At 72.9% G+C, this 26,987-nt stretch carries 18 protein-coding genes; 6 read left to right on the top strand and 12 right to left on the bottom strand.

Annotated elements, in window-relative coordinates; all coding sequences use genetic code 11:
* Nucleotides 1-35 precede the first annotated feature (35 nt).
* The 5 genes from ACTVZO_RS12600 to ACTVZO_RS12580 form a co-directional block, all read right to left on the bottom strand.
* Nucleotides 36-4,772 (bottom strand): tetratricopeptide repeat protein, encoded by a 4,737-nt coding sequence (locus ACTVZO_RS12600; protein WP_443298459.1) that lies wholly within the window; start codon nucleotides 4,770-4,772, stop codon nucleotides 36-38.
* Entirely contained in the window at nucleotides 4,765-6,147 is a 1,383-nt protein-coding gene (locus tag ACTVZO_RS12595) for a lipase/acyltransferase domain-containing protein (protein WP_443298458.1), read from the bottom strand. The genes ACTVZO_RS12600 and ACTVZO_RS12595 overlap by 8 nt, the downstream gene beginning before the upstream one ends.
* 129 nt (nucleotides 6,148-6,276) lie before the next feature.
* The gene (gene sucB, locus ACTVZO_RS12590) at nucleotides 6,277-8,001 is read right to left on the bottom strand and encodes a 2-oxoglutarate dehydrogenase, E2 component, dihydrolipoamide succinyltransferase (protein WP_443298457.1); all 1,725 of its coding nucleotides are present in this window, start codon (nucleotides 7,999-8,001) and stop codon (nucleotides 6,277-6,279) included.
* Nucleotides 8,002-8,053: 52 nt separating this feature from the next.
* On the bottom strand, nucleotides 8,054-9,442 hold the full coding sequence (gene lpdA / locus ACTVZO_RS12585; protein ID WP_443298456.1) for a dihydrolipoyl dehydrogenase: 1,389 nt from the start codon (nucleotides 9,440-9,442) through the stop codon (nucleotides 8,054-8,056).
* Between the two features lie 311 nt (nucleotides 9,443-9,753).
* Entirely contained in the window at nucleotides 9,754-11,313 is a 1,560-nt protein-coding gene (locus tag ACTVZO_RS12580) for a leucyl aminopeptidase (protein WP_443298455.1), read from the bottom strand.
* Nucleotides 11,314-11,658: 345 nt separating this feature from the next.
* Here ACTVZO_RS12580 and ACTVZO_RS12575 point away from each other — a divergent pair, with 345 nt between their 5' ends.
* From ACTVZO_RS12575 to ACTVZO_RS12555, 5 genes are all read left to right on the top strand, one after another.
* The gene (locus ACTVZO_RS12575) at nucleotides 11,659-13,686 is read left to right on the top strand and encodes a hypothetical protein (protein WP_443298454.1); all 2,028 of its coding nucleotides are present in this window, start codon (nucleotides 11,659-11,661) and stop codon (nucleotides 13,684-13,686) included.
* Between the two features lie 95 nt (nucleotides 13,687-13,781).
* Nucleotides 13,782-15,308 (top strand): GT4 family glycosyltransferase PelF, encoded by a 1,527-nt coding sequence (pelF, locus tag ACTVZO_RS12570; RefSeq protein ID WP_443298453.1) that lies wholly within the window; start codon nucleotides 13,782-13,784, stop codon nucleotides 15,306-15,308.
* Entirely contained in the window at nucleotides 15,305-16,831 is a 1,527-nt protein-coding gene (locus tag ACTVZO_RS12565) for a hypothetical protein (RefSeq protein WP_443298452.1), read from the top strand. The genes pelF and ACTVZO_RS12565 overlap by 4 nt, the downstream gene beginning before the upstream one ends.
* Before the next feature lie 56 nt (nucleotides 16,832-16,887).
* A complete protein-coding gene (locus ACTVZO_RS12560; RefSeq protein ID WP_443303141.1) occupies nucleotides 16,888-17,538 on the top strand; it encodes a spherulation-specific family 4 protein in 651 nt (216 codons plus the stop codon).
* A complete protein-coding gene (locus tag ACTVZO_RS12555) occupies nucleotides 17,535-18,353 on the top strand; it encodes an endo alpha-1,4 polygalactosaminidase (RefSeq protein WP_443298451.1) in 819 nt (272 codons plus the stop codon). The genes ACTVZO_RS12560 and ACTVZO_RS12555 overlap by 4 nt, the downstream gene beginning before the upstream one ends.
* 165 nt (nucleotides 18,354-18,518) lie before the next feature.
* Here the strand turns inward: ACTVZO_RS12555 and ACTVZO_RS12550 are convergent, their stop codons facing one another.
* From ACTVZO_RS12550 to ACTVZO_RS12530, 5 genes are all read right to left on the bottom strand, one after another.
* Complete coding sequence (locus ACTVZO_RS12550; RefSeq protein WP_443303140.1) at nucleotides 18,519-19,685, bottom strand: sensor histidine kinase; 1,167 nt, start codon at nucleotides 19,683-19,685, stop codon at nucleotides 18,519-18,521.
* 85 nt (nucleotides 19,686-19,770) lie between these two features.
* On the bottom strand, nucleotides 19,771-20,490 hold the full coding sequence (locus ACTVZO_RS12545; protein WP_443298450.1) for a hypothetical protein: 720 nt from the start codon (nucleotides 20,488-20,490) through the stop codon (nucleotides 19,771-19,773).
* Nucleotides 20,487-22,199 (bottom strand): phosphatidylglycerol lysyltransferase domain-containing protein, encoded by a 1,713-nt coding sequence (locus ACTVZO_RS12540; protein WP_443303139.1) that lies wholly within the window; start codon nucleotides 22,197-22,199, stop codon nucleotides 20,487-20,489. The genes ACTVZO_RS12545 and ACTVZO_RS12540 overlap by 4 nt, the downstream gene beginning before the upstream one ends.
* 263 nt (nucleotides 22,200-22,462) lie before the next feature.
* Nucleotides 22,463-23,518, bottom strand: a complete 1,056-nt coding sequence (gene cobT / locus ACTVZO_RS12535) for a nicotinate-nucleotide--dimethylbenzimidazole phosphoribosyltransferase (protein WP_443303138.1) — start codon at nucleotides 23,516-23,518, stop codon at nucleotides 22,463-22,465.
* Between the two features lie 69 nt (nucleotides 23,519-23,587).
* Nucleotides 23,588-24,817: a bifunctional adenosylcobinamide kinase/adenosylcobinamide-phosphate guanylyltransferase gene (locus ACTVZO_RS12530; RefSeq protein WP_443298449.1), complete on the bottom strand. Its 1,230-nt coding sequence runs from the start codon at nucleotides 24,815-24,817 to the stop codon at nucleotides 23,588-23,590.
* A 93-nt stretch (nucleotides 24,818-24,910) separates the two neighbouring features.
* On the opposite strand from ACTVZO_RS12530, the gene ACTVZO_RS12525 reads away from it, so the two are divergent.
* A complete protein-coding gene (locus tag ACTVZO_RS12525) occupies nucleotides 24,911-25,123 on the top strand; it encodes a hypothetical protein (RefSeq protein WP_443298448.1) in 213 nt (70 codons plus the stop codon).
* A gap of 157 nt (nucleotides 25,124-25,280) precedes the next feature.
* On the opposite strand, the gene ACTVZO_RS12520 is transcribed toward ACTVZO_RS12525, so the two are convergent.
* Nucleotides 25,281-25,988 carry a class I SAM-dependent methyltransferase gene (locus ACTVZO_RS12520; protein ID WP_443298447.1) on the bottom strand — a complete coding sequence of 236 codons (708 nt, stop codon included), beginning with the start codon at nucleotides 25,986-25,988 and terminating at the stop codon, nucleotides 25,281-25,283.
* A gap of 113 nt (nucleotides 25,989-26,101) precedes the next feature.
* Nucleotides 26,102-26,710, bottom strand: coding sequence for a DUF3043 domain-containing protein (locus tag ACTVZO_RS12515; RefSeq protein WP_384228716.1), 609 nt, complete (start codon nucleotides 26,708-26,710; stop codon nucleotides 26,102-26,104).
* Between the last annotated feature and the right edge of the window lie 277 nt (nucleotides 26,711-26,987).

Here is a 26,987-nt window from a genome sequence, read left to right as displayed (position 1 = left end):
CAGGGACGCAGGGTGAGGCTGGTTACAAGCAGCCGTTACGCGGCCACCAGGCTCTGGATCAGGGCGCTCAGGGCCGATGCGTGGGCGGGGTGCCGGCCGATGAGTTCGGCGATCTCGGAGATGACGCGGTCGCGGAGGGCGGGTTCGGCGGAGGGCCAGGCCGATTGCCCGGGAGGCCCGCCGGCCAGGGCGCCGGCGATGGCGAGGTGGGCCGTGCCCGTGAACGGCTCCCCGTGGACGGAGGATTCCAGGAAAGCGACGGCCCGCAGGAGATCGGGCTCGGCCTCGGACGCGCTCAGGATCTGCCGGAGCCGGTCGTCCAGGGCGGAGCGGTCCTCGATGCACCGGTAGGCGTGCGGGATGCCGAGGGCGCGGGCGAGGGTGAGCAGTGCGTGGTGCACAACCGATTCCACCGAGGCGGTGTCGGAACCGAGCAGTTCGAGAGCCTGGTCGTGCAGGAGCTCCGCCGAGTGGTCGGTGAGGTAGACCTGCGATTCCTCCCAGGTGGCAGCACCGATCCAGGTGTGGAGGAGCGTGCCGATGAGGAAAGGCCGGAAGGCGGTGTCAGCGTCGGTCGCCATCACGGCGTGGACGATCTCCAGATGGGCCTCGGCGGCGGTGGAGATCAAGGCCGCCTCCTCCAAAGCTGTCACGGTATCGGCCGCTCCGAGGCCCTCGGCGTGTGCATCCCAGAAGGCCCGGGAGTCGGGCCAGGTCGGGCAGTTGATCCAGTCGATCACGAGGTCGACTGTCCCTTGCTTCAGCGTGAGCCACGCCGGGGGCTCCCCTCCGGTCTCCTCGCGCCACAGCGCGCTCGTCAGGTGTGTGCTCGCGGAGTCGGTCTGACTGTGCCGGCGCAGGAGGCGCCGCGCCTGGAAGGCCGTCGGGTCGAGTCGTCCCTGTGGCGCCGGGCTGTGGATGAGGCAGATAAGGGTACGGACGCCGACAGCGGAGTCCGACTGTGTTACCTCGAGGCGGGCACGCCCCAGTGCCAGGATGCGCACCGCCTCCGGATGCGTCGCCAGGGCGCGCTCCGCGATTTCGTAGGCGGCGAGGGCATCATGCACCGTGCCCATGTGACTCAAGTAGGCGAGCGATCGGACGAGATCGGGCAGGTGAGCGGTGGGGTGCGCGGTGGCGAGGGTCCGGCGCAGGTCGGTGGCTTCGGTGATGGCGGCCAGTGCGCCTTGACTGTCTCCGGTCGCGCTGTGGGCGGCGGCGAGGTTGTTCAGGGACGTGGCGAGGTCGGGCAGGTATGCGGCCGGGTGCGCGGTGGCGAGGGTCCGGCGCAGGTCGGTGGCTTCGGTGATGGCGGCCAGTGCGCCTTGACTGTCTCCGGTCGCGCTGTGGGCGGTGGCGAGATTGTTCAGGCAGATGGCGAGGTCGGGCAGGTATGCGGCCCGGTTCGCGGCGGCGAGGCTGCGGTAGAGGCCGGTGGCTTCCACGATGGTCGCCAGTGCGCCTCGTCTGTCCCCCGCCTCACCCTGAGCGGCGGAGAGGTTGTTGAGGCAGATGGCGAGATGGGCGCGGTGGGCCGCCGGGTTCGCGGTGGCGAGGCTGCGGTAGAGGTCGGTGGCTTCGGTGACGTGTGCCAGTGCGCCTTGTTTGTCGCCGGTTGCGCCGTGCGCGGTGGCGAGGTTGCTCAAGGACATGGCGAGGTCGGGCAGGTATGCGGCCGGGTTCGCGGCGGCGAGGCTGCGGTAGAGGTCGGTGGCCTCGGTGACGTTGGCCAGTGCGCCTCGTCTGTCCCCGGTGGCGTTCTGTGTGGTGGAGAGATTGTTGAGGGTGCCGGCCAGCTCGGGCAGGTAGGCGGCCGGGTTGTCGTCAGCGAGCTCGCGGTAGAGGTCGGCGGCCTCGATGACGTTCGCCAGAGCGCCCTCGTTGTCGCCGTTGGTGCTCTGGCAGTTCGCCAGGTTGTTGAGGGAAGTGGCGAGGTCGGGTAGGAAGGCGGCCGGGTTCGCGGCGGCGAGGTCGCGGTAGAGGGCGACGGACTCGGTGATGGTGGCCAGGGCGCCCTCTCTGTCGCCCGTAGCGCTCTGGGCGTTGGCCAGGTTATTGAGGGTGCCGGCGAGGTTGGGAAGGTAGTTGGCCGGGTTCGCGGCGGCGAGGTCGCGGTAGAGGGCGATGGCTTCGGAGACGGTGGCCAGTGCCCCGTCGTCGTCTCCGGCCGAGCTCTGGGCGTTGGCGAGATTGTTCAGGGACATGGCGAGCTCGGGCAGATAGGCGGCCGGGTTCGCGGTGGCGAGGCCGCGGTAGAGGTTGGTGGCTTCCGTGACGGTGGCCAGGGCGCCCAGTCTGTCGCCGGTAGCCCCCTGCGCGTTCGCGAGGTTGTTGAGGGCACCGGCCAGGTTGGGCAGGTGAGCGGCCGGTTCCTCGCGCGCCAGGTCGCGGCGGAGTGCGGTGGTTTCGGTGATGGTGGCCAGGGCGCCCTCTCTGTCGCCGATCGCGCGCTGGGCGTTGGCCAGGTTGTTGAGGGACATGGCGAGCGCGGGCAGGTAGGCGTCGGGGTCGCCGTCTGCGAGGTTCCGGAACAGATCGGCCGCTTCCCGTGCCGGTGCGAGGGCGTCGATGCGCCTGCCCACCCTGGTCCGAGAGAGCGATATACCACCCAGCACGCGGGCGAGGTCGAGGCGGAACGCGTCCCCCCGGTCGGTCACGAGGTCACGGATCAGCGTGACGCCGCGCTCGCCTGCCATCGCCGCGTGCGCCGCCAGCGACCGGCGCAGATAGGGGTTCGCGGTCGCGGTCTGCGTCGCCTCCGCCGTCTGCTCGCGCAGCAGGCCCACCAGGGCGCTCGCCACGCGGTACGCCCCGTCGGACCCGTCGGCCCCGTCGCGGGCCTCCCGCAGGTGCCCGATGAACTCGCGGTGGTAGAGGCGGTACACCGCCTGTGTTCCGTCGCTGTCCTCCACCACGTAGCGGCCGTACGTGTTCAGCAGCCAGTCCACGTCCTCGGGGCCGTACGCGGTGTCTCCGGGCGCGAGGGCCGAGGCCGCCGCCTCCCAGACGCCGCGTGCCGGCATGCCGTTGCCGGCGCTCCAGGCCAGGGCCGTCAGCAGGTCCTGGGCCGCGTGCGGGAGGACCACGCCGTCCCGCTCGCGTTCCGGGCCCTCCGCCAAGTCCTCCGTGAAGGCGGCGCTGATGGACAGCGGAATGGCCTGCGCCCAGTCCTCCGAGGCCTCCGGCGCGGCCGTGAACCGCCTGATCACCGAGTCCGTCGCCATCCTGGCGAAGAGGAAGCCGCCGGTGTGGGCCGACGCCCGGTCCGCGATCAGCCCGGCCGCCGTCGCCGCGTCCCCCGGCGGCATCTCGCGGGCCTCCATACGGCGCCGGCAGTAGGTCCGGATGTCGTGCTCGGTGTCGGCCTCGTCGTCCAGGTCGGACGCGCGCGCCCGGACGCCTCCCAGGCGCCGCACCGCCTCGTCCAGGGGCTCCTGGAGATCCTCCTGCGGGCGGAACGGCCGGTCCCGGGAGCCGAGCAGCACGCAGACCAGGCGGCTCAGGGGCGCCAGGAGCTGTTCGACGACCGGGTAGGCCTGGTCGGGGGCCGCCTCGTCCAGGCCGTCCAGCACCAGGGCCGGGAGGCGGTCCGCGCAGGCCGCCGGCCAGTTCTTCTCCACCTCGGCGATCAGCGCGGCGGGCGTCTGCGGGACCGGGAGGCCCAGTTCGCCGGCGATGGCCTCGGCCAGCTGCTGCACCGTGTGGCCCCGCAGGTGCAAGGAGGCGTCCACCGAGCCCTCGCCCGGGTCCGGATCCTCCGGCGCGAGGGCCCCGTGCTCCAGGATGTCCGCCCGGTGGACCGGGTCGGACAGGGTCGCGACGCGGCCGAGCACGGCCGACTTGCCGCAGCCCGCGCTGCCCGTCACCAGGAACAGGCCCGGCTGCCGCGCCCCCAGCCACTCGGTGATCCGCCCCAGCACGTTGCGCCGGCCGCTGAAGAACCAGCCCCCGTCGTCCACGGGCGCCCCGCGGCTCGCCCGCACCAGGTGCTCGACCAGATCCGGCTCCGAGACGGCCTTCCGCAGCGGGTTGTCGAACATCAGCCGCGGCTCGCCGAACATGGCCGGAACCGGCTTGTGGCCCACCTCGTCCGGCCACTGGGCGAGCACGGCGTGGATCACCGTGGCCCCGCTGACCTGCCCGTTCCGGCTGCTCCACTCGTGCCGGTAGTCCTCGCTCCGCGGGCCCTCGCGCAGCACCCGGGTGAGGGTCTCCAGCAGGATCCCGGCGGCCTCGGCCTTCTCCTGGGGACGGCTGCTCGCGAGCACCCCGAGCCAGCCGGACCGGCCCGGGGGCAGGTTCTGCGAGGTCAGCCTGGAGAACGCGGTGTCCAGCGACTCCATGACCCCCGCACCCGCATGGCAGGTGTCGATGAGCAGCAGCATCTGGTCCGCCCCGCTGCGCAGGGCCGCCTCCGTCAGGAGGTTGGCCGAATATGTCTCATCCCCGTACCGGGCGTCTTCGGTGTCGTGCAGGACCAGGCGCAGCTCCTGGCGGTCGAGCACCCCGTGGCCGGACCAGAGGATGACGGCGGGTCCGCGGAGCCGGTCGGTGCCGCGGCCCGTCGCCCAGCCCTTCACCGCGGGGACGAGGTCGGGCTGTCCGGGGTCCGGCAGTACGGTCGGCGTGTAGCCCCGGGTCTCCAGCAGGGCGCACAGCTCCCGCATCTGGGCCGTCGCCCCGGTCAGGGCGGGGAACTTCGCCGGGTGCCGGTAGTTCTCGACGACGACCCCCAGGGCCGTCCCGTGGATCTCGTCGGTGCGCTCACTCACCGGCTGCTCCCACCAGGGACAGGGCCGTCACCGTCGTCTCCGGGTGCGCGGTCACCCGGACCGCCAGCCGGTACGCGCCGGGGTCCGGCGCCGCGAACGCGGTGGCGTACCGGCCCTCGCCGAGGGGGCGCAGCGTCCGGGAGAGCGGCCGGCTGCCGTCGGCGGGGCGGAGCTCCGCCGTGAGGTGGAGCGCGTCGTGGTCCGGGACCTCGGGCGGGACCGTCACCGCGACCTCGTACGCCTCGCCCGCCGCCGACAGCGGGGGAGCGAGGACGCTCAGCGGTACGTGGCCCTCCTCGCCGCGGTGGAAGGGGCGCTCGTGGCCCAGCAGGCCGGCCAGGGCGTCCCGTACCCCCCGGTTGTTCTGGAGCGAGCCGTGCTGCTCGCAGGGGGTGTGGGCCTCGTCGACCGCGTAGCCGGTGCTGTCGGCGTTCGCCGGGCGGGCGGAGAGGCGGGGGACCGTGCCGTCGCCGCGCTCGTCGGCGCCGTTGACGAGCCACAGCGGGGTCAGCCCGCGGTCGCTGATCCGCGCCGTGGTCAGGGTGGGCTGGCGGATGCCCGTGATGGCGTGCAGGGGCGTGGGGTCGCGGCGGTCGGCGGCGCGGCGCAGGTCCGCGTGGAAGCGGGCCGCGTCCGCCAGCAGCCCGGGGTCGGCGCCGGGCAGGCCCGGCAGGTCGCGGGCGTACGCGAGACCGCCGGGGCCCTCCACGCACGCGTAGTCGGGAGCCAGCTGGTGCAGCGACGGCAGGCTGCGCGCGAACGCGCTGAGGTCGACGCCGAGCGGCCCCCAGCCCTTGCGCAGGCCGTTGACCAGATGCCCGAGGGCGTCCAGGGAGCCGCGGTGCGGGGTGCCCAGGGTGATCAGGCGGCGGGTGACCTCGTGGCCCCCGAGGACTTCCACGTAGTGGCGGGCCACCAGCCCGCCCATGGAGTGGCAGATGAAGACGACCCGGGCGTCGGCGCGCTCGGGTGCGGAGGCCCGCCAGCGTTCCAGTGCGGGGGTGACGGTCTTGCGCAGCCGCTCCGCGTTGTGCCGGCACGACAGGCGCCAGTCGTACGGGAAGGGGACGAGGTTGTCCCCGGTGGTCAGGCTGAAGGAGCGTTCCAGCCAGTCCAGGAGGTCCGTGTAGCCGTCGACCGGCTGCCAGACCCCGGGGATCGCGTGCAGGTCGGGCATGAGACCGGTGGGGACCACCCCGTCGTCCGGGTGGTCGTCTCCGATGTCCCTCGGGAGGCGCAGGCGGTTCACGGACCGGCCGAAGGTGCGCAGACCCTGCCACAGGGCGCCGCCCGACAGGTCCCAGACCGGTGTGCCGTCGGCGTGCGCCAGCCGGCTGCCCATGATGCCCGGCAGTACCACCACTAGATCGTTCACCCGTGCACGTGACATGCATGCCCCCCGCCGGCCGTCCCTGGACCGGCAGGGTAAGACGACGGCGCCCCCGCCCGGAGTGATTTCCGGACAGGGGCGCCGAACGTGTGACTGCCGCGTCGCGGCGGGACCCTACAGGCCGAGCTCGACCTCGAACTCGCCGGCCTCGAGGATGGCCTTGACGGCCGAGAGGTACCGGGCCGCGTCCGCGCCGTCCACCAGGCGGTGGTCGTAGGACAGGGTCAGGTACGTCATGTCGCGGATGCCGATGTTGGTGCCCTCGGCGGTCTCGATGACCACCGGGCGCTTCACCGTGGCACCGATGCCCAGGATGGCGACCTGGTTCGGGGGCACGATGACCGTGTCGAACAGCGCACCGCGCGAGCCGGTGTTGCTGATGGTGAAGGTCGCGCCCGACAGCTCGTCCGGCGTGATCTTGTTGCCGCGGACCTTGGCGGCCAGGTCGGCGGTCGCCTTGGAGATGCCCGCCAGGTTGAGGTCACCGGCACCCTTGATGACCGGGGTCATCAGGCCCTTCTCGGAGTCCACGGCGATGCCGATGTTCTCCGAGTCGAAGTAGGTGATGGTGCCCTCGTCGTCGTTGATCCGGGCGTTGACGACCGCGTGGGCCTTCAGCGCCTGGGCAGCGGCCTTGACGAAGAACGGCATCGGGGACAGCTTGACGCCCTCACGGGCGAGGAAGCCGGCCTTGGCCTTCTCGCGCAGCTTCATGATCTTGGTGATGTCCACCTCGACCACGGAGCTGAGCTGAGCCTGCGAGTGCAGGGCCTTCATCATGTTGTCGCCGATGACCTTGCGCATGCGGGTCATCTTGACGGTCTGACCGCGCAGCTCGGACACCGCGGCGGCCGGGGCCTTCGCGGCGGGAGCGGCGGCGGCCGGAGCGGCGGCGGCGGCCTTGGCGGCCTCGGCGGCGGCCAGGACGTCCTGCTTGCGGATGCGGCCACCGACGCCGGTGCCCGTGACCGTGTTCAGGTTGACGCCGGACTCCGTGGCGAGCTTGCGCACCAGCGGGGTCACGTACGCGCCCTCGTCACCGGCGGAAGCCGGGGCCGGGGCGGCCACCGGGGCCGGGGCGGCGACCGGGGCCGGGGCGGCCACGGGGGCCGGAGCGGCGACCGGAGCCGGAGCGGCCGGGGCGGCGACGACCGGAGCCGGGGCGGCGACCGGAGCGGCAGCCTGGACCGGAGCCGGGGCGGCGGCGGCCGGGGCCGCGGCGGGAGCCGCACCCGCGACACCGATGACGGCCAGACGGGCGCCGACCTCGGCGGTCTCGTCCTCGCCGACCACGATCTCCAGCAGCGTGCCGGAGACCGGAGCCGGGATCTCGGTGTCGACCTTGTCCGTGGAGACCTCGAGCAGCGGCTCGTCGGCCTCGACGGACTCGCCGACCTGCTTCAGCCAGCGGGTGACGGTGCCCTCGGTGACGGACTCGCCCAGGGCGGGCAGCACGACATCGGTGCCCGACGCCGCGGGGGCGGCGGCCGGGGCGGCGGGAGCCTCGGAGGCCGGGGCGGGGGCCGCGGGGGCCTCCGCGACCGGAGCCGGGGCAGCGGCGGCGGGCTCGGCGGCGGCCGGAGCCGCGGCCGGGGCGCCCGAACCGTCGTCGATGACGGCCAGCTCGGCGCCGACCTCGACGGTCTCGTCCTCGGCGACCTTGATGGAGGCCAGGATGCCGGCGACGGGCGAGGGGATCTCGGTGTCGACCTTGTCGGTCGAGACCTCGAGCAGCGGCTCGTCGGCCTCGACGCGCTCGCCCTCGGCCTTCAGCCAGCGGGTGACAGTGCCCTCAGTGACGCTCTCGCCGAGCGCCGGAAGGGTTACGGAAACCGACATGGTTTCTGTTGCTCCTTACGAATGTGCGGAAGTGGTCGTCGCGCCCGGACGATTAGTCGTGGGAGTGAAGCGGCTTGCCGGCGAGGGCCAGGTGGGCCTCGCCCATCGCTTCGTTCTGGGTCGGGTGCGCGTGGATGAGCTGCGCGACCTCGGCCGGCAGAGCCTCCCAGTTGTAGATCAGCTGGGCCTCGCCGACCTGCTCGCCCATCCGGTCACCGACCATGTGGACGCCGACCACGGCACCGTCCTTGACCTGGACGAGCTTGATCTCGCCCGCGGTCTTGAGGATCTTGCTCTTGCCGTTGCCCGCGAGGTTGTACTTGAGGGCCACGACCTTGTCCGCGCCGTAGATCTCCTTGGCCTTGGCCTCGGTGATGCCGACGGAAGCGACCTCGGGGTGGCAGTAGGTGACGCGCGGGACACCGTCGTAGTCGATCGGGACGGTCTTGAGACCGGCCAGACGCTCCGCGACCAGGATGCCCTCGGCGAAGCCGACGTGCGCGAGCTGGAGGGTCGGGACGAGGTCACCGACGGCCGAGATGGTCGGCACGTTGGTCTGCATGTACTCGTCGACCAGGACGTAGCCGCGGTCCATCGCGACGCCCTGCTCCTCGTAGCCCAGGCCCTGCGAGACCGGGCCGCGGCCGATGGCGACCAGCAGCACCTCGGCCTCGAAGGTCTTGCCGTCGGCCAGCGTGACGCGCACGCCGTTCTCGGTGTACTCGGCCTTGTCGAAGAAGGTGCCGAGGTTGAACTTGATGCCCCGCTTGCGGAACGCGCGCTCCAGCAGCTTCGAGCTGTTCTCGTCCTCGACCGGGACGAGGTGCTTGAGGCCCTCGACGACGGTCACGTCGGTGCCGAAGGACTTCCACGCCGAGGCGAACTCGACGCCGATCACGCCGCCGCCCAGGACGATGGCGGACTGGGGCACGCGGTCCAGGACCAGGGCGTGGTCCGAGGAGATGATGCGGTTGCCGTCGATGTTCAGGCCCGGCAGCGACTTCGGCACGGAGCCGGTCGCCAGGAGCACGTGGCGGCCCTGGATGCGCTGGCCGTTCACGTCGACGGAAGTCGGCGAGGAGAGGCGGCCCTCACCCTCGATGTAGGTCACCTTGCGGGAGGCGACCAGGCCCTGCAGGCCCTTGTACAGGCCCGAGATGACCTCGTCCTTGTACTTGTGCACACCCGCGATGTCGATGCCCTCGAAAGAGGTCTTGACACCGAACTGGGCGGCTTCACGAGCCTGGTCCGCGATCTCGCCCGCGTGCAGCAGAGCCTTCGTGGGGATGCAGCCGTTGTGCAGGCAGGTGCCGCCGAGCTTGTTCTTCTCGATCAGGGCAACGTCCAGACCCAGCTGGGATGCGCGCAGCGCCGCGGCGTAACCGCCACTGCCACCGCCGAGGATCACTAGGTCGAAAACGGTGCTGGCGTCGTTCGCCACGTCACGTCCTCCATGCATGTGCGCCGGGCACCGGTCCTCTGTGACCGGGCGGCGGCTGGTAATCGGCCGCTAGTTCTTCGGCCCTGTGGTGGGGGCCCTGTCCTGCCGAGAACCCATCTTCGCATTTGTCGGCGGAACGCGGGACGCCGGGCCCACGATGTGGCAGGCGGTTCTGCCCGAAGTAAGGGTTACCGGTGCGTAGAAACCTACGGATTTCGTTGTCGGTGAACATGCCTCAAGCCTTGATCAAGTCGCTGACCAAGGCTTGAGACATCTCACATCCGGCTCACGTCCGGCGCTGCGGGCCTACATCAGCCCAGGTCGCCGGTGGCCGTACGCTCGGCCAGCCGCACCAGGGTGCGCACGGCGGCGCCGGTGCCGCCCTTGGGGGTGTAGCCGTACGGGGCGCCCTCGTGGAAGGCCGGGCCGGCGATGTCGAGGTGGGCCCAGGTGACGCCCTCGCCGACGAACTCCTTCAGGAAGATGCCGGCCACCAGGCCGCCGCCCATGCGCTCGCCCATGTTCGCGATGTCGGCGGTGGGGGAGTCGATGGACTTGCGCAGCTCGGCGGGGAGCGGCATCGGCCACGAGGACTCGCCGACCTCCTCGGCGATCTCGTGGACCGAGGTGCGGAAGGCGTCGTCGTTCGACATGATCGCGAAGGTGCGGTTGCCCAGGGCCACCATCATCGCGCCGGTCAGGGTGGCGACGTCGACGATCGCGTCCGGGTTCTCCTCCGAGGCGCGGGTCAGCGCGTCACCGAGGACCAGGCGGCCCTCGGCGTCCGTGTTGAGGACCTCGACGGTCTTGCCGCTGTACATGCGCAGCACGTCGCCCGGCTTGGTGGCGGTGCCGGAGGGCATGTTCTCGGCGAGGGCGAGCCAGCCGGTGACGTTGACCTGGAGGCCCAGCTTCGCGGCCGCGACGACGGAGGCGAAGACGGCGGCGGCGCCGGCCATGTCGCACTTCATCGTCTCGTTGTGGCCAGCCGGCTTCAGGGAGATGCCGCCCGAGTCGTAGGTGATGCCCTTGCCGACGAAGGCCAGGGTCTTCTCCGCCTTGGGGTGCGTGTAGGAGAGCTTCACCAGGCGCGGCGGGTTGTCGGAGCCCTTGCCGACGCCCATGATGCCGCCGTAGCCGCCCTTGATCAGCGCCTTCTCGTCCAGGACCTGGACCTTGATGCCGTTCTCCTTCGCGGTCGCGGAGGCGACGGCGGCGAAGGCCTCGGGGGTGAGGTCGTTCGGCGGGGTGTTGACCAGGTCGCGGGCGATGTTGAGCTCGGTCGCGACGATCGTGGCGCGCTCGGCCGCGGCCTTGTGCTCCTTGTCGCGCGGCTTGGCGCCGAGCAGGGCGATCTCGCCGAGCGGCTGCTTGGGGCCGCCGTTCTTGTCGGCCTTGTCGGCCTTCTCGGGGTTCTTCGAGGTCTTCGTCTCGCCGCCCTGGTAGGCGGTGAAGGCGTACGCGCCCAGCAGCGCGCCCTCGGCGACGGCGGTGACGGCGGAGGCGTCGTCCAGGGGCAGGGCGAAGGCGGCCTTCTTGGAGCCGTGCAGGGCGCGGGCGGCGGCGCCGGCGGCGCGGCGCAGCACCTCCTCGTCGAACGACTCGTCCTTCTCCGGGACGGAGCCGAGCCCGACCGCCAGCACGACCGGGACCTTCAGGCCCGCCGGGGCCGGCAGCTTGGTGATCTCGCCTTCGGTACCCGAGGCGCCGACGGCGTCGAGCACGGCGGCGAGCTTACCGTCGTACGCCTTGTCCACGGCCTCGGCGCCCGCGGCGACGACCGGGCCCTTGGGGCCCTTGGCGACGCCGACGACGAGGGCGTCGGCGCGCAGCGTCGCCGCGCCGGCAGTGCTGAGAGTCAGAGCAGTCACGGTGGTGAAGTCTCGCTTCCGTTTGTGTGTGTGGGCCGAGTGGGTGGACGGCCATCCGTGGCGATCGTATTCCGGCCCGACAGCTGCCAGAAATGAGCCTACGCGTACGCACTCTGCCGCACGCCACTCGAAGGTTTGGCAAGTTGTTCGATCAAGAAGCCTGGAGATTCACCCATCCGTGGACTCTGCTCCAGGTTTGCCCCGTAGACCTGACGAGGTCCGAAAGACTCGGTCCACTCTCGCAAGGGGACGCGGGGTTCCTTTGCATGATTTCCACAGAGCCTCCCCGGCCCGGCCGACTGCCTTGGGCCGCGTCGAGGGATGCCTGCGGGGGGAAAGGCCGAAATGGTCAACAAGAACCGGATGAACAGGCTCGCCGCCGCCATGGCCGCGGCGGCCCTGGTGTCCGTGGCAGTACCCGCCGCGACCGCCCAGGCGGCCACGGCTCCGCGCATCGACCTGAAGGTGCTGGTCGTCGACGACGGCGGCAGCTCGGTCGAGGCGATCACCGCGGAACTCCGCGACACCGGAGTCCCGTACACCCGAGTCCAGCTGGGCAGCAGCGGCCGCCCCGTCATCAACGCGGGCTTCCTCAGCGACACGGTGGACGGACGTCCCCGAGCCAAGTACCAGGGCGTCGTCCTGCCGAACGAGAACCCCTTCGGCGCGGGCTCCGCCGAGATGGCCGCGCTCACCGCGTACGAGACGACGTACGGGATCCGCCAGGTGGACGCCTACACCTGGGCCCACCCGGGCGTCGGTCTGGAGTACACCGACAACGGCGGCTACAGCGGCCAGCTCGACGGCACCCAGGCCGCCGTGACCGCGGCCGGCAAGGCCGGGCCCTTCGCCTACCTCGGAGGCCAAGTCGCCTTCGAGGACAACTCCGCCCTCGTTCCAGAGAGCTTCGGGTTCATGGGCAAGCCGCGCCCCGGCTACACCAGCTACCTCGACGCCCCCGTCGGCTCCGGACGGGCCTCGCTCGTCGGCGAGTACACCCACGACGGGCGCAGCGAGCTGGTCGTCACCTTCGGCTACAACCAGTACCAGCAGCAGTTCCGGCTGCTGGCCCGCGGCATCGTCGACTGGCTCACCCAGGGGATCCACCTCGGCCAGAGCCGCAGCTACTTCGCCGTCCACGTCGACGACGTCTTCGCGCCCGACGCCCGCTGGAACAAGGAGCTCAACTGCACGCCCGGCGACTACGCCTGCCCGGGCGGCGAAGGCCAGGAGAGCACCATCCGGATGACCGCCGCCGACGCCCAGTACGCGGCGCAGTGGCAGACGTCCAAGGACTTCAAGCTCGACATGCTCTTCAACGGCGGCGCCGGCGAGGAATGGAAGGCGGAGAACGGCGGCACCGACGCCCTCACCGCCCAGCTCGTCGCCGACCGGGCCAAGTACCGCTGGATGAACCACACCTACACGCACCCGTTCCTCGGCTGCGTCCAGAACACCGCCACCATCCCCTGGACCTGCGTCAAGAACGCCCAGGGCGTGGTCCAGTACATGAGCCGCGCGGAGATCTCCGCGCAGATCCGCGACAACAACAACTGGGCCGCCTCCAAGGGCATCGCGACCGACCGGACCGAGCTCGTCACCGGCGAGCACTCGGGCCTCAAGACCAACCCGCAGCAGCCCCAGGACAACCCCAACCTGGCCGGCGCCCTCGCCGACAACGGCGTGAAGTGGGCCGGCAGCGACAACTCGCGCGAACCCGCGCAGCGGGCCGTCGGCTCCGCTCTGACGGTGCCCCGGCACCCGATGAACGTGTACTACAACACGGGCACCAACGCCGAGATGGCCGACGAGTACAACTGGATCTACACCAGCCGCGCACACGGCGGCAGCGGCATCTGCGAGGACAACCCGGGCACCTCCACCTGCCTGCCGGCCCCCGTGGACCTCAACACCGGCTACCTGGACCACATCGTCCCCCAGGAGGCCCGGACCGCCCTGCGCCACGTGCTGGGCAACGACCCGCGCCCGCACTACGTCCACCAGTCCAACCTCGCCGAGGACCGCACCCTCTACCCGGTGCTCAACCAGGTCCTCGACACCTACCGGTCCCTCTACGCACCCAGCGCCCCCATCGTCAACCAGACCATGAAGGAGACCGGCGTCGAGCTCGGCCGCCGGGCCGCCTGGGACAAGGCCCTCGCCGAGGGCAAGGTCACCGCCTACCGCATCGGCACGGCCGTCACCGTCAAGGCGCCCTCCGGAGTCGTCGCCCCGGTCACCGCCCCCAACGGCACCAAGAAGCAACTCCTCCTCGGATCCGCCGACTTCGGCACCGCCTACGCCGGCACCCGCTCCACCTGGACCGGACCCGAACTGCTCCAGAGCGCCGTCACGCTCAAGCTGCCCAGCTGACCGTACGGGCATTCCGCAAGCCGAGTAACACGAGCGCCGGCGCTCCGCGAATCCACGGGCGCCGGCCCCTTTCACGTCCTGGGGGGACACACCGCATGAGCCATGGGCGCCATGTCACCATGCTCACCGAAGGCACCTACCCGCACGTCCACGGGGGCGTCAGCACCTGGTGCGACCAGCTGGTCCGCGGTATGCCGGAGGTCGACTTCAACGTCATAGCCCTGACCGGCTCCGGACGCGAGCCGGTCACCTGGGAGCTGCCCCGCAACGTCTACCGGCACACCGCCTTCCCGCTGTGGGGACCGCTCCCGTCCCGCATCCGCAGGTCCGCCCTGCGGGGCAAGGCCCACCGCCGCTTCACCGAGGTCTACGAATCCTTCCTGCTGTCCCTGCTCGAACCCGGCCGGGGCCCCGGCGACCACCGCTTCTCCGCCGCCCTGCGCGAACTCGCCGTCCTGGCCCGCGCCGGCCGCCTCGCCCCGGCCCTGCGCTCCGAGTCCGTGCTCCGCCTGCTGATGACCGTGTGGACCCGCCCCGGTCTGACCACCGCGGCCGCCGAGCCCACCATCCACGACGCGCTCACCGCCACCGACCTGCTGGAACACGCGCTGCGCCCGCTCAGCGTGCGGATCCCGCCCGACAGCGTCGCGCACGCCGTCAGCAGCGGCCTCGCCACCCTCCCGGCCCTCGCCGCCAAGTACCTCGACGAGGTGCCCTTCCTCCTCACCGAGCACGGCATCTACCTGCGCGAGCGCTACCTGGGCTACCGCTCCGCCGCCCAGCGCTGGCCCGTCAAGGCCCTGCTGCTCGGCTTCTACCGCGAGCTCAACACCGAGGGATACCGGCAGGCCGACCTGATCACCCCCTGCAACCAGTACAACCGCCGCTGGGAAGAGCGCGGAGGCGCCGCCTCCGACCGGATCCGCACCGTCTACAACGGCGTCGACCCGCACGCCTTCCCCGAGGCCGGCCCCGAACCCGACGTGCCCACGCTCAGCTGGTGCGGGCGCATCGACCCCATCAAGGACCTCGAAACCCTCATCCGGGCCTACGCCTTCATGCGCGAGGAACTGCCGGCGCTGCGCCTGCGCCTCTTCGGCCCCGTCCCGGCGGGCTGCGAGGAGTACCGGCTGCGGCTGGAGACGCTCGCCGCCGACCTCGGCGTCACCGACGGCATCGCCTACGAGGGCCGCATCGAGCAGGTCGCCCAGGCCTACGCGGCCGGCAGCATCGTGATGCTCTCCTCCATCAGCGAAGGCTTCCCCTTCAGCATCATCGAGGCCATGTCCTGCGGCCGCACCACCGTCTCCACCGACGTCGGCGGAGTCCGCGAGGCCGTCGGCGACACCGGCCTCGTCGTCCCGCCGCGCGAACCCGAGACCATGGCCCGCGCCACCCTCGCCCTGCTCCGCGACCCCGGACGCCGCGCCGAACTCGGCAGGGCCGCCCGCAAGCGGGTGGTGGAGAAGTTCACCCTGCACCAGTCCGTGGACGGCTTCCGGCACATCTACCGCGAACTCGCCGGCCAGCCCGTCCTGCCCGTCCGCCCCGGCGACGAGTGGACCCAGCGCCTCGCCGACCCCTGGTACCGGGAGCTCGCGGCCGACGGGAGCCTGTGGTGAGCGGATCCCTCTGGCTGAAGTCCCCGGGCGCGGACACCCTGCCCGCGATCCCCAGGCCGCGCCGCGAAGGCCCGCCGCCGGCCGACCCCATGGACGAACTGCTGTCCCGCGTCGGCGGGCTGGCGGCCGCCGCCGTCCACCCCGACGAGATCGCCGCCGTCCTCGAATCCGACGGCATGACCGACGAGTACATCCGGCTCACCTACGGCCGCCACGACTCCTTCGCCCTCGCCGAGGAGCTCTACGCCCGGGTGCCCCGCTCCTTCCCGGAGCCCGAGGACGCCCCCGACCCCTGGAAGGTCTCCCTCACCGCCTGCCTCCTGCGCGGGGTGATCTTCGCCCTGCCCGGCCTCGCCTACCTCCTCGGCGCGCCCCTGCTCGACGGCCCGCCCGACCGCCTCGGCCTGCCCGCCGGAACCCTCACCCTGCTCGCCGGAGCACTCATCGGCTGGGTCTGGGACCAGACCCTCTCCCACCGGGCCTACTCCTGGCTCGGACTCGGCGACCGGGCCGCCGCCGGGCGGACCCTGCTCGCCGGGGCCCCCGCCGGATCCCTGCTGGGCACCGCCGCCGCCTTGGCCGTGCCCGGCGGGCCGCCCTTCTCGTACGCCTTCGCCGCCGGACAGGCCGTCTACGTCGGCGCCGCCACCGTCCTGCTCGTCCTCGGCCGGGAGCGGGTGCTGCTCGCCGCCCTCGCCCCGATGGCCGCCGGAGCCCTGCTCGCGCTCTTCGTGGACCTGCCCGTACCGGTACGGACGACCCTGCTCGCGGCCTCCCTGCTGGCCGCCTGCACCCTGGCCGTACGGGAACTCCCGCTGGCCGAAGGGCTCCGGGCCGCCGCGGCCCGGATCCGCGGCTGGTGGGTCCGCAGGCCCGGCACCGGCCCGGTGCGCTGGCGGATGCTGCGCGGCGCCGAGGAGGAACGCGCGGCGCGCGGCCCGCGGCTCGGGGACTCCGTCCCGTACGGGGTCTTCGGCCTCGGCACCGGCCTGCTCGTGCTGTACGCCGCCCTCGGCGAGGTGCTCGCCGGGGGCCCCGCCGAAGCCGTCGCGGCCCCCTCGGCGGTGGCCCTCACCCTCAGCATGGGCCCCGCCGAATGGCTGCTCCACCGCTTCCGCAGCGGCAGCCTCGCCGGACTCCGGGCGGCCCGCTCGCCCCGGTCCTTCCGGCGGCGGATGCTCACCACGCTGGCCCGGTGCCTCGCCGTGTACCTGCTGGTGCTGCTCGCCCTGGGCACGGCCGGCACCCTGCTCTGGCCGGACGCCCCCGCCCTCACCGGGACCCGCGGAGCGACCCTGCTCCTGCTCGGCGCCGTGATGTGGACCGGACTGCTGCTCCAGTCCTTCGGCGCGGTCCGGCCGGCGGCCGTGGTCTGCGCCTCGGCAGCCGTCGCCCAGAGCCTGGCCCTGCTCACCGGACTCGGTCAGCCCCGCATGGTCCAGCTCGCCGTGGCGGGCGCGGCCGCCGCCGCGCTGGCCGCGCTGGTCTGCCTGCTGCTCGGCCGGGCGACGGCGCACCGCTGATGACCCGGCCGCCGACGCCACCGCCGACACCCGTGACCCCGTACGAGAAGGACCCCATGCTGCTGGTGCCGCTCTACGAGCACCCCGCCGACCGCCCCGAGGAGTGGGAGCTGCTGATCCGCTCCGCGGGACGGCTGCACTCCGTGGTGCTCAACCCCGACAGCGGGCCGGGCCCGGCCCCCGACGAAAGGTTCGCCGCCGTGGCCGGGCGGCTGCGGGACGCCGGGGTGCCCGTCCTCGGCTACGTCGACACCGACTACGGGCGGCGCCCGCACGCGGACGTCGTCCAGGACCTGCTGCGCCACCGCGACTGGTACGAGGCGGACGGCGCCTTCCTCGACCAGGCGTCCGCCGATCCGGAACTCCTGCCCCACTACGGCCGGCTCGCCGTCGCCGCCCGGGCGGCCGGCGCCCGTACCCTCGTGCTGAACCACGGCGTCCACCCGCACCCCGGGTACGCCGGGCTCGCCGACCTGCTCGTCACCTTCGAAGGCCCCTGGGACGCCTACCGGGAAGCGGCCACCGCGCCGCCCTGGACCGCCGACCACCCCGCCCAGCGGTTCTGCCACCTCGTGTACGCGGTCCCGCCGGACGCGCCCGCCGCGCAGCTCGCCCACGAGCGGCGGGCGGGGGTGCACTGCGCGGTCCCCGGGACCGGCGCCCACCCGTGGGGCACCCTGCCGTACGCCCTGGAGGCAGCCCGATGAAGCGTTTCGCCACCCTGCTGGTCGCGGCGCTGCTGCTGCTCACCGCCTGCACCGCGGACCCGGCGGACGACGGCGACGACGAGCCGTACCCGTGGCCGGACCAGGCGCCGGGGGAGCGCTGGCGGCCTCAGCCGGGCGTCGGCTGGCAGTGGCAGCTCACCGGGAAGCTCGACCTGTCGGTGAAGGCGCCCGTGTACGACGTGGACGGGTTCACCACCACCAAGGAGCAGGTCGCCGCCCTGAAGAAGGCCGGCCGCAAGACCATCTGCTACCTGTCCACCGGCGCCTGGGAGGACTTCCGGCCCGACGCGGACGACTTCCCGAAGACGATGATCGGGAAGGGCAACGGCTGGGAGGGCGAGCGCTGGGTGGACATCCGGCGGCTGACCGAGCTGGAACCGCTGATCGCCAAACGGTTCGACATGTGCCGGGACAAGGGCTTCGACGCGGTGGAACCCGACAACATGGACGCCTACCGCAACACCTCGGGCTTCCCGCTCACGGCCGAGGACCAGCTGCGCTACAACCGGCTGATCGCGAAGCTCGCGCACGACCGGGGGCTTGCGGTGGGCCTGAAGAACGACCTCGACCAGATCCCGGAGCTCGTCGCGGAGTTCGACTTCGCGGTCAACGAGCAGTGCGCGCAGTACCGCGAGTGCGAGAAGCTGACGCCGTTCATCGAGGCGGGCAAGGCCGTGTTCCACGTGGAGTACGAGCTGCCGGCGGACCGCTTCTGCGAACGCTCCCGCGAGCTGGGGCTGAGCTCCTTGCAGAAACGCCTCGACCTGGACGCCTGGCGCCGCCCGTGCCAGTAGCCCCGGCGGGGCCAATCCATCCGGGTCCGGGCCAATCCAGCCCCTCCGGCGTTTGAGGAGCGGGTCCGGGCAGAGCCCGGTGGCCGGCGGAGCCGGGTTTCCTGGGGCTCCGCCCCAGACCCCGCTCCTCAAACGCCGGAGGGGCTGGATTGGGCTGAGCTTGCCCTAGGGGAGGGGGAGGATGGCGTGGACGCGGTAGCCGCCGCCGTAGCGCGGCCCGGCGAAGCAGGTTCCGCCCAGCGCACCGGTCCGCTCCCGCATGCCCAGCAGCCCATGCCCCCCGCCGGGCTCGGCGACGGAGGGCTCCGTGCCGCCGTCGTCGAGCACCGTGATCTCCACCGACGGCCCCACCCGCACCACGCTCACCTCCGTCCGGGCCCCCGGCCCCGCATGCTTGCGCACGTTGGTCAGCGCCTCCTGGACCACCCGGTACGCCGCCAGGTCCACCGCGGCCGGCAGCGGGCCCGGCTCGGGGCCCAGCTGGACGATCACCTCCACCGGCAGCCCGGCGTGCCGGAAGGTGTCCACCAGCTCGTCCAGGACGGCCAGCCCGGGAGCCGGCTCGGTCGGCGCCTCCGGGTCACCGGACTGCCGCAGCAGCCCGACCGTGGCCCGCAGCTCGTTCAGCGCCGACCGGCTGGCGTCCCGTACGTGCGCCAGCGCCTCCTTGGCCTGGTCCGGGCGCTTGTCCATGACGTGCGCGGCCACCCCGGCCTGGACGTTGACCAGGGCGATGTGGTGCGCCACCACGTCGTGCAGGTCCCGCGCGATCCGCAGCCGCTCCTCGGCGACCCGTCGCCGCGCCTCCTCGTCCCGGGTCCGCTCGGCCCGCTCCGCCCGCTCCCGGATGGCGTCGACGAAGGCCCGGCGGCTGCGCACGGCGTCCCCGGCCGCGGCGGCCATTCCGGTCCAGGCGAAGATCCCGATGTTCTCCTGCGCGTACCAGGGCAGCGGCCCGGCGAGCATCGCCACGCCCGTCAGCCCGGCCATGGTGAGCAGTCCGATCCGCCAGGTCGTGGGCCGGTCGGTGCACGCGGCCACCGTGTACAGGGCGATCACCGTGCACATGGCGACGGGCGCCCGCGGCTCGCCGGTGGTCAGCTCCAGCAGTGACAGTCCGCAGGCCACTGCGAGCACGGCGCGCGGCCGCAGGCGCCGGAACACCAGGACGGCCGCGCCGAACAGCATCAGCAGCAGCGAGAACGGATCGGGGTTGCGCGTGCCGAAGGCGGGCCCGTGCGGCCCGTGCGGATCGGCGAAGGAACCGAGGACCATGCAGACGAGCGCCCCGAACGCGAGCACGGCATCGGTGGCGAGCGGATGGCCCCGCATCCACTGCCGGGTGGGCGCGAACGGCCCGAGGTCTGTCGTCACCCCGATACGGTACGGCCTGCCCCGCGCGGCCCGGCCGCCCCGCTCACTCCGGCCGGGTGTCCGGCTGCGACGGGCCTTTGCCCAGCGGCGTCCGGGAGCGTTCCGGCCCCCACTTCGCCCGGACCGCGCACAGCACCATGACGGCCGCGATGGCCGCCAGGTGCTCCTTGCCCGCGAGGTTGTTCTTGACCAGCACCTCGCCGATCATCACCAGCACCAGCAGGGCGCCGGTCAGGTACGCCCGGTAGCGCCAGCAGACGTAGACGGCCAGGCCGACCACCGCCGCCGAGGGTCCGGTGTCGTTGACGATCCGGTCGGACACCGGCAGGCCCAGGGGGTGGTCCGGGCCCAGCGCGAGCCCGATCCGCGCGTACGTGGTCCCGGCGAGCGTGGCCACGTAGCCGATCACCAGCGTGCGCCACCAGCCGATGCAGATCTCCGAGATCCCGAAGACGAGCAGGACCTGCGCGAGCGCGCCCCACACCGGCAGGTCGAGGGCGGGCACGAACAGCGACAGCGGGGTCCGCAGCAGGGCCAGCCAGAACGGGTCGACGGCCTTCACCGAGCCGAGGTTCTGGACCGGCTGGAAGCCCCAGGAGGTGTTCTGCACGATCTGGAAGACCGAGGTCAGGCAGACCGCGCCGATGGTCATCGGGATCGCCCGCCACCTGTCGCGGACGAGCGCGTCCCGGACGGTCCAGAACAGAGGACCCCACTCACGGCGGGCGAACCGCCCGAATGCGGAGGTGTTCCACGCTGTCAACGGCGGGTCTCCAGGTGTCTGCGGTGCAGCCACTTCGGCAGGCCGGGGGCTTCCAGGAAGCCCTCGGCCCGGCCCGCCGCGATACCGATCCGCAGCAGGTCCGAACTCTTCTCGAAGAGCATGAACCGCGGCTCCCAGATCGGCCGGTATTTGGCGTTGGCCCGGTAGAGGGACTCGATCTGCCACCAGCGGGAGAAGAAGCTCAGCAGCGAGCGCCACATCCGCAGCACCGGGCCGGCGCCCAGCCGGGACCCGCGCTCGAAGACGGACCGGAACATCGCGAAGTTCAGCGAGACCTGGCCGACCCCGATCTCCTTGGAACGTTCCAGGAGTTCGATGACCATGAACTCCATCAGCCCGTTCTCGGAGTCCCGGTCACGGCGCATCAGGTCCAGCGACAGGCCCCCCGGCCCCCAGGGCACGAAGGACAGCACCGCCCGCAGATCGCCGTTGCCGTCGGTGCACTCCAGCATCACGCACTGGCCGTCGCCGGGGTCACCCAGCCGGCCCAGCGCCATCGAGAAGCCGCGCTCGGTCGCGCCGTCGCGCCAGTCGTCGGCCCGCTTGACCAGCTCGTCCATCTCCTCGGCGGGGATGTCGGCGTGACGGCGGATCCGTACGGTGTACCCGGCCCGCTTGACACGGTTGTACGCCTGCCGGACGGTCCGCATCGCGCGGCCCTCCAGGGTGAACTCGGCCGTCTCCACGATCGCCTCGTCGCCGAGCTCCAGCGCGTCCAGGCCGTGCCGCGCGTAGATCTGCCCGGCCTCCTCGCTCGCGCCCATCACGGCCGGCACCCAGCCGTGCTCGCGGGCCTCGGCCAGCCACGGCTCGATGGCGCCGGGCCACGCCTCGGGGTCGCCGATCGGGTCGCCGGAGGCCAGGGACACACCGCCGACGACGCGGTAGGTGACGGCGGCCTTCCCGGTGGGGGACCAGATGACGGACTTCTCGCGGCGCAGCGCGAAGTAGCCGAGCGAATCGCGGTCCCCCTGCCTGGTGAGCAGCGCCCGCAGCCGCTCCTCGTCCTCCTCGGAGAGGGGGTCGACGGCGCGGCGCGAGCGGAAGGCGGCGAACAGGACGGCGAGGAGCAGCAGCATCGACATCACGTTGACGAAGACGTCCACCCAGCCGGGGGTGTCGATCGTGCTGTAGGCCCGGGCGTCCGGGTCCAGGGTGATCAGCCGCATCGCCCCGTACCGCCAGCGGGTCAGGAAGGTGGCCCCGGCGCTGTCCGCGGCGGTGTTGGTGGCGCCGACGAGCAGGGCCGCGACCAGGGAGGTGACCAGCAGGCCGACGGCCGCGACGAGGGTGGCGAGCGCCGGGTTGGAGCGGTCGCCCTTGGCGTAGAACTCCCGGCGGCCCAGCAGCAGCGCGATCACGAAGGCCGCGGTGAGGCCCAGCGAGACCCAGTTCTGTGGATGTTCGCGGAACTGCGGGTAGCACACGTCGGGGCCCCACGAGCAGGGTACGAAGGCCGCGCGGGCGAAGTCGAGCAGCAGCATCCCGCCCAGGACCAGGTTCAGGATCCAGGCGGCCCGCTTGCGGCGGCCCATCGTGACGGCCAGCAGCAGGCAGAAGAGCCCGGAGGCGAAACCGGCCGTGAGCAGGTACGGGGTGTAGAAGTCCGCGGCGTTGTGCCGGCGCAGGTCCTGACCGAGCGAAACCCACACCGCGCTCAGGAAGTTGACGAAGGTGACGGCCCGCAGGTACCAGACCGCGAACGCGGCGCCGCGCCGCGAACGGGTGCCCCCCCGGCCGGCCTCCCGGCCGCTGTCCGCCCCCCTGCCGGCGGGGTCGCCGCCGGTGTCTCTCCTGCCGGATGCCGGTCCGGGTACCCGTACGGTGCCGCGGTCGGTCTCTGCCCTGCTCAAACGGACCTCTCCCATAAAAGCGATCTTATGGGGCGTTGCCGTCCATAGTGGCTGGGTCCGGGGATCGCGGACTGGTCAGGACCGCGGATCCCGGCGGCCTACCGCACCGGCTCCCGCACCGCCCGCTCCGGCAGTTCCGCCGCGAGAGCGGCAGCCGCCTGGACCAGGGGGAGGGCCAGCAATGCCCCGGTACCTTCCCCCACAGTGACGCCGTGGTCGAGCACAGGGTTGAGAGCCATCCGGTCCAGGGCCTTCGACTGGCCGGGTTCGCCGCTCGCCTGACCGGCCAGCCACCAGTCGGGGGCGCGGAACGCGGCCCGCTGGGCCACCAGACCGCAGGCCGCCGAGACGACGCCGTCGAGGATGACCGGCGTACGGCGCACCGCGCACTGGAGCAGGAATCCGGTGATGGCGGCCAGGTCGGCCCCGCCCACCGCGGCCAGCAGCGCGACCTGGTCGCCGAGCACGGGCCGGGCCCGGCGCAGCGCGTCGCGGATCGCCGCGCACTTGCGCATCCAGGTCAGGTCGTCGACGGGCAGGCCGCCGCGGCCGGTGACCACCGAGGCGTCGGTTCCGCACAGGGCGCCGACGAGGGTGGCCGCCGCCGTGGTCCCGCCGACGCTGAGGTCGCCGAGGACGACCAGGTCCGTACCGGAGTCGGCTTCCTCGTCTGCGATCCGGATGCCGAGTTCGAGGGCGGCGCGGGCCTCGTCGAGGGTGAGGGCGTCCTCCTTGTCGATCCGGCCGCTGCCGCGCCGCACGCGGTGGCGGACCACGTCCTCGGGGAGCAGGTCCGGGTCGCAGTCGAGTCCGGCGTCGACGATCCGCACGGTGGCGCCGAACCGGCCGGCCAGGATCGCGACGGGGCTGGATCCGTCCAGCACGCCGCGCACCAGCTCGTGGGCGGTGGACGCGGCCCGGGCGGAGACGCCCTCGGCGGCGATCCCGTGGTCGGCGGCGAACAGCACCACGCGGGGCCGCTCGATCGGGCCGACCGGCACCCGGCCCTGCGCCGCGGCGAGCCATTCGGCGAGCTCGTCGAGCCGGCCCAGTGCGCCGGGCGGCACGGCGAGGCGTTCACGGCGTTCCTCGGCGTCACGCCGGACGCCCCCGTCGGGGCGCTCGATCAGATCGGAGAAGTCGTCGAGATTCAGCGTGCTCATCTGCCAGAGAGTACAGCCGGTAAGGCCCTCCCTCAGGCCTCGGTTCAGGCCGTCCCCCGGCTACTGCCTGAGGACGGTGGCCAGTCCCGCGACGGCGAGCAGCACGTGCTCGCACTCGCCCGCGACCGCCGCGTTCAGCCGGCCCAGCTCGTCGCGGAACCGGCGCCCCGAGGCCGTCGCCGGGACGACGCCCGACCCCACCTCGTTGCTGACCAGCACCACCCGGCGACGGGTCGCGCGCACGGCCGCCACCAGCTCGGCCACCCGGTCGCGCAGCTCGTGCTGACCGCCCTTGGCCCACACCTCGTCGTCCCAGGCCCCGGCCCGGTCCATGGCGTCCGTCAGCCACAGCGCCAGACAGTCGATCAGCAGCGGCGCACCCGTGCCGGCGAGCAGCGGGACCAGGTCGCAGGTCTCCTCCGTACGCCAGCTCGCGGGCCGCCGCTCCCGGTGCAGCCCGACCCGCTGGGCCCACTCCGCGTCCCCGTCCCGGCTGCCGCCGGTGGCCACGTACACCACCTCGGGGAAGGCCTCCAGCCGCCGCTCCGCCTCGAGGGACTTGCCCGAGCGGGCGCCGCCCAGCACCAGCGTCCGGCGCGGCAGGTCCGGCGCCGCGTGGTACTCCCCGACGAGCACGGTGGTCCCGTCCGGCACCGCCCGGGCCCCGGCGGCCGCGCACCGGCGCTCCAGCTCCGGGCCGGGCGGGGTGTCGTGGTCGAGGTGCACGGCGATCACGTCCGTGGCCGCGCCCACCGCGCCGCTCGCCCGCAGCCGGGCGAGGGCCTCGGGCCGCCCCAGCACATCGGCCAGCACCATGTCGTACGGCCGCTGCCCCGTCGTCCCTCCCCCCGGCTCCGTACGGGGGGACCCCCAGCCGGCCGGGGCCCCGCCGGGCGGCAGGTACAGCAGCCTGGCGCCGTCCGGGCCCGTCACCTCGTACCCGGTGCCCGGCGCGTCCATCGGCACCGCCCGCACCCGGTGCCCCGAGATCACCGCCAGCTCCCGGCCGTCCGGGACCCGCCCGGCGGCCGGCAGCCCGGGCGGCAGCTCCACGGCGGGTCCGTCGTGCGGGTGGGTCAGCAGGACCTGCCGTACGCCGGCCAGCGAATGCCCGGCGCGGGCGCCCGCCAGCACCGCCCCGGGGGTCAGGTCGAGCAGCAGTGCGCCGTCGACGAGGACGGCCGTGGCGGCGCGCGCCCGGGTACCGACGGAGACCGCGCAGGCCGCACAGGGGCAGCCGGGGCGGGGGAGGCCCTCGGGCGTGCCGGTGCCGAGCAGAGTGAGTTCCACAGGGAGATCCTCCCGCGTCGCCGGGAGTGGTGCGCGCCCGGCTACTCTGCGGGCACACTCAAGGCGAGCAGCGGACGAGCAACGGAGGCGGACATGGCGTGGACGTGGCGGTTCGAGACGGCCAAGGGCGCGGAGACGAGCCCGGCGGTGGAACCGGAGGAGTTCACCACGCAGGGGGACGCGGAGTCCTGGATCGGTGAGGTCTGGAAGGAGCTGCTGGAGGGCGGCGTCGAGCAGGTGAAGCTGTCCGACGACGGCGGCACCGAGCGGTACACGATGAGCCTGAGGTCGGCCGTCGACGCGTAGCCCCTGCGGGGGCCCGGCGGTTTCCCGGGCCGTCCCGGCCGGACCCGGTCCGGCCGGGAGACCCCGGGGACCCCCGGGGTCTCCCGGCCGGAGAACCCGGCTGCGGGGGGCACCCCGGTACGCACCCGTCCCGGCTCAGCGGCCCGGGGCGGAGGTCTCAGCCGCGTACGCCGCAGAGGTGCAGGAGTGCGGCGACGCCCCGGTAGGGGTCGGTGCGGCCGGCGCGGTCCTCGGCGGCCAGCAGCCGCTCCAGCTCGTCCTCGGGCGGCAGGCTCTCGCCCGCCTCGGTGCCGTCGGTGAAGACGCGTACGCCGTACCAGGAGTGCAGGGGCGCCCCGATGCCGCTCAGCGTGGCCGTCAGCCCGGCCAGCCGGTCGGCCCGTACGTCCAGGCCCAGCCGGTTGCGGTAGTCGACGCCGTCGAAGGCGGTCAGCGCGCCCGTCCAGTCGCCGCCCAGCCCTGGCCGCATGGCGAGCGCGTCGCCGTTGCGCACGAGCAGGGACAGCAGGCCGCCGGGAGCCAGCATCCGGGCCAGCCCGGCGAGCATGGCGTCCGGCTCGGGCACGTACATCAGCACCCCGTGGCACAGCACCACGTCGAAGCTGCCCGGCAGGAAGTGGGCGCCGGTCTCGCGGCCGTCGCCCTCCATGAGCCGGACCCGGTCGCGGATCCCGGCGGGCTCGCCCTCCAGCGCCTCACGGGCGACGGAGAGCATCCCCGGGTCCTTCTCCAGGCCGGTCACCTTGTGCCCGGCGCGGGCGAGCCGCAGCGCCTGGGTGCCCTGGCCCATGCCGACGTCGAGGACGCGCAGCCGCTGCCCGACCGGGAAGCGCTGCGCGATCTGCTCGTCGACCTGCCGGCCCACGAGTTCCTGCCGGACCGCGTTGCGCAGTCCGCCCAGGCCCTCGAGCCACAGCCGGGCTCCGCCCGGACCTCCCCAGGCGAAACCGTCCCCCGACGCTCCGGGCGTCTCTCCGCTCAGGGCCGTTCCCCGCGCTTGACCTGCGGCTTCGGCAGGCGCAGCCGGCGCATCTGGAGCGTGCGCATGAGGCCGTACGCGACGGCGCCGCGGCGGGGCTCGTTCGGGAAGCGCTCGTTGAGCGCCTTGCGGAGACGGAACACCAGGCCGATGGAGTCGAGCACGATCAGGGCGATCACGCCCATCCACAGGAGCAGCGCGATGTTCTGGATGGACGGGACCCGCACCATGCTCAGCACCAGGATGATCACTGCCAGCGGCAGGAACATCTCGGCGACCGAGAAGCGGGAGTCCACGTAGTCGCGGACGAACTTGCGGACGGGGCCCTTGTCGCGCACGGGCAGATAGCGCTCGTCGCCACTGGCCATGGCCTCGCGCTGCTTGGCCATCTCTACGCGGCGGCGCTCACGGGCTCGCTTGGCGTCCTCCTTGCGGTTGCCGGTCGAGGCCACCACGGCCTTGCGCTGCGACTGGGCCACAGCACGCTTCGGCGTCGGGCGGCCCTTCGGGGCCTGCGGGTCACGGGGCTGCGAGAGGTCGGCGCTCACCTTGTCGGTGGCGGCGGCCTTCTCTTCCTTGGAGGAACGGCTACCAAACACAAAACCCAAGCCTACGTGGTTGCGGGCACGGGCCCCACCCCGGTGGGGAACGATCCGGCAACGGCGCGCGTCTTCCCCCTTGCAGGGAGCGTGCGGCGGCCCGCCCTCCGAACCGGTCCGTACCGGTCGGGGGCCCACCTACTCCTCACGCCTGACACGGCGGGGACGTACTCGTCCTGGAGGAGGAGCGCATCCGTACTCGAACAGTGCGGTAATGGAGACAGGGCCCGTACTGTGGGTTCTGTTGGTGACCTGGAGCACAGTCCGTCTAGAAGGGGGCGCGCGA

Origin of the sequence: Streptomyces sp. IBSNAI002 (assembly GCF_052244475.1) — a bacterium.
In the GTDB taxonomy this organism is placed as follows: Bacteria; Actinomycetota; Actinomycetes; order Streptomycetales; family Streptomycetaceae; genus Streptomyces.
This window is presented reverse-complemented; position numbering and strand designations above follow the sequence as displayed.

Bases quoted from the DNA above. Each gene is read 5' to 3' on its own strand.
- sucB (WP_443298457.1), bottom strand. From the start codon at position 8,001: ATGTCGGTTTCCGTAACCCTTCCGGCGCTCGGCGAGAGCGTCACTGAG.
- ACTVZO_RS12575 (WP_443298454.1), top strand. From the start codon at position 11,659: ATGGTCAACAAGAACCGGATGAACAGGCTCGCCGCCGCCATGGCCGCG.
- pelF (WP_443298453.1), top strand. From the start codon at position 13,782: ATGAGCCATGGGCGCCATGTCACCATGCTCACCGAAGGCACCTACCCG.
- ACTVZO_RS12560 (WP_443303141.1), top strand. From the start codon at position 16,888: ATGCTGCTGGTGCCGCTCTACGAGCACCCCGCCGACCGCCCCGAGGAG.
- ACTVZO_RS12555 (WP_443298451.1), top strand. From the start codon at position 17,535: ATGAAGCGTTTCGCCACCCTGCTGGTCGCGGCGCTGCTGCTGCTCACC.
- ACTVZO_RS12550 (WP_443303140.1), bottom strand. From the start codon at position 19,685: ATGCGGGGCCATCCGCTCGCCACCGATGCCGTGCTCGCGTTCGGGGCG.
- ACTVZO_RS12525 (WP_443298448.1), top strand. From the start codon at position 24,911: ATGGCGTGGACGTGGCGGTTCGAGACGGCCAAGGGCGCGGAGACGAGC.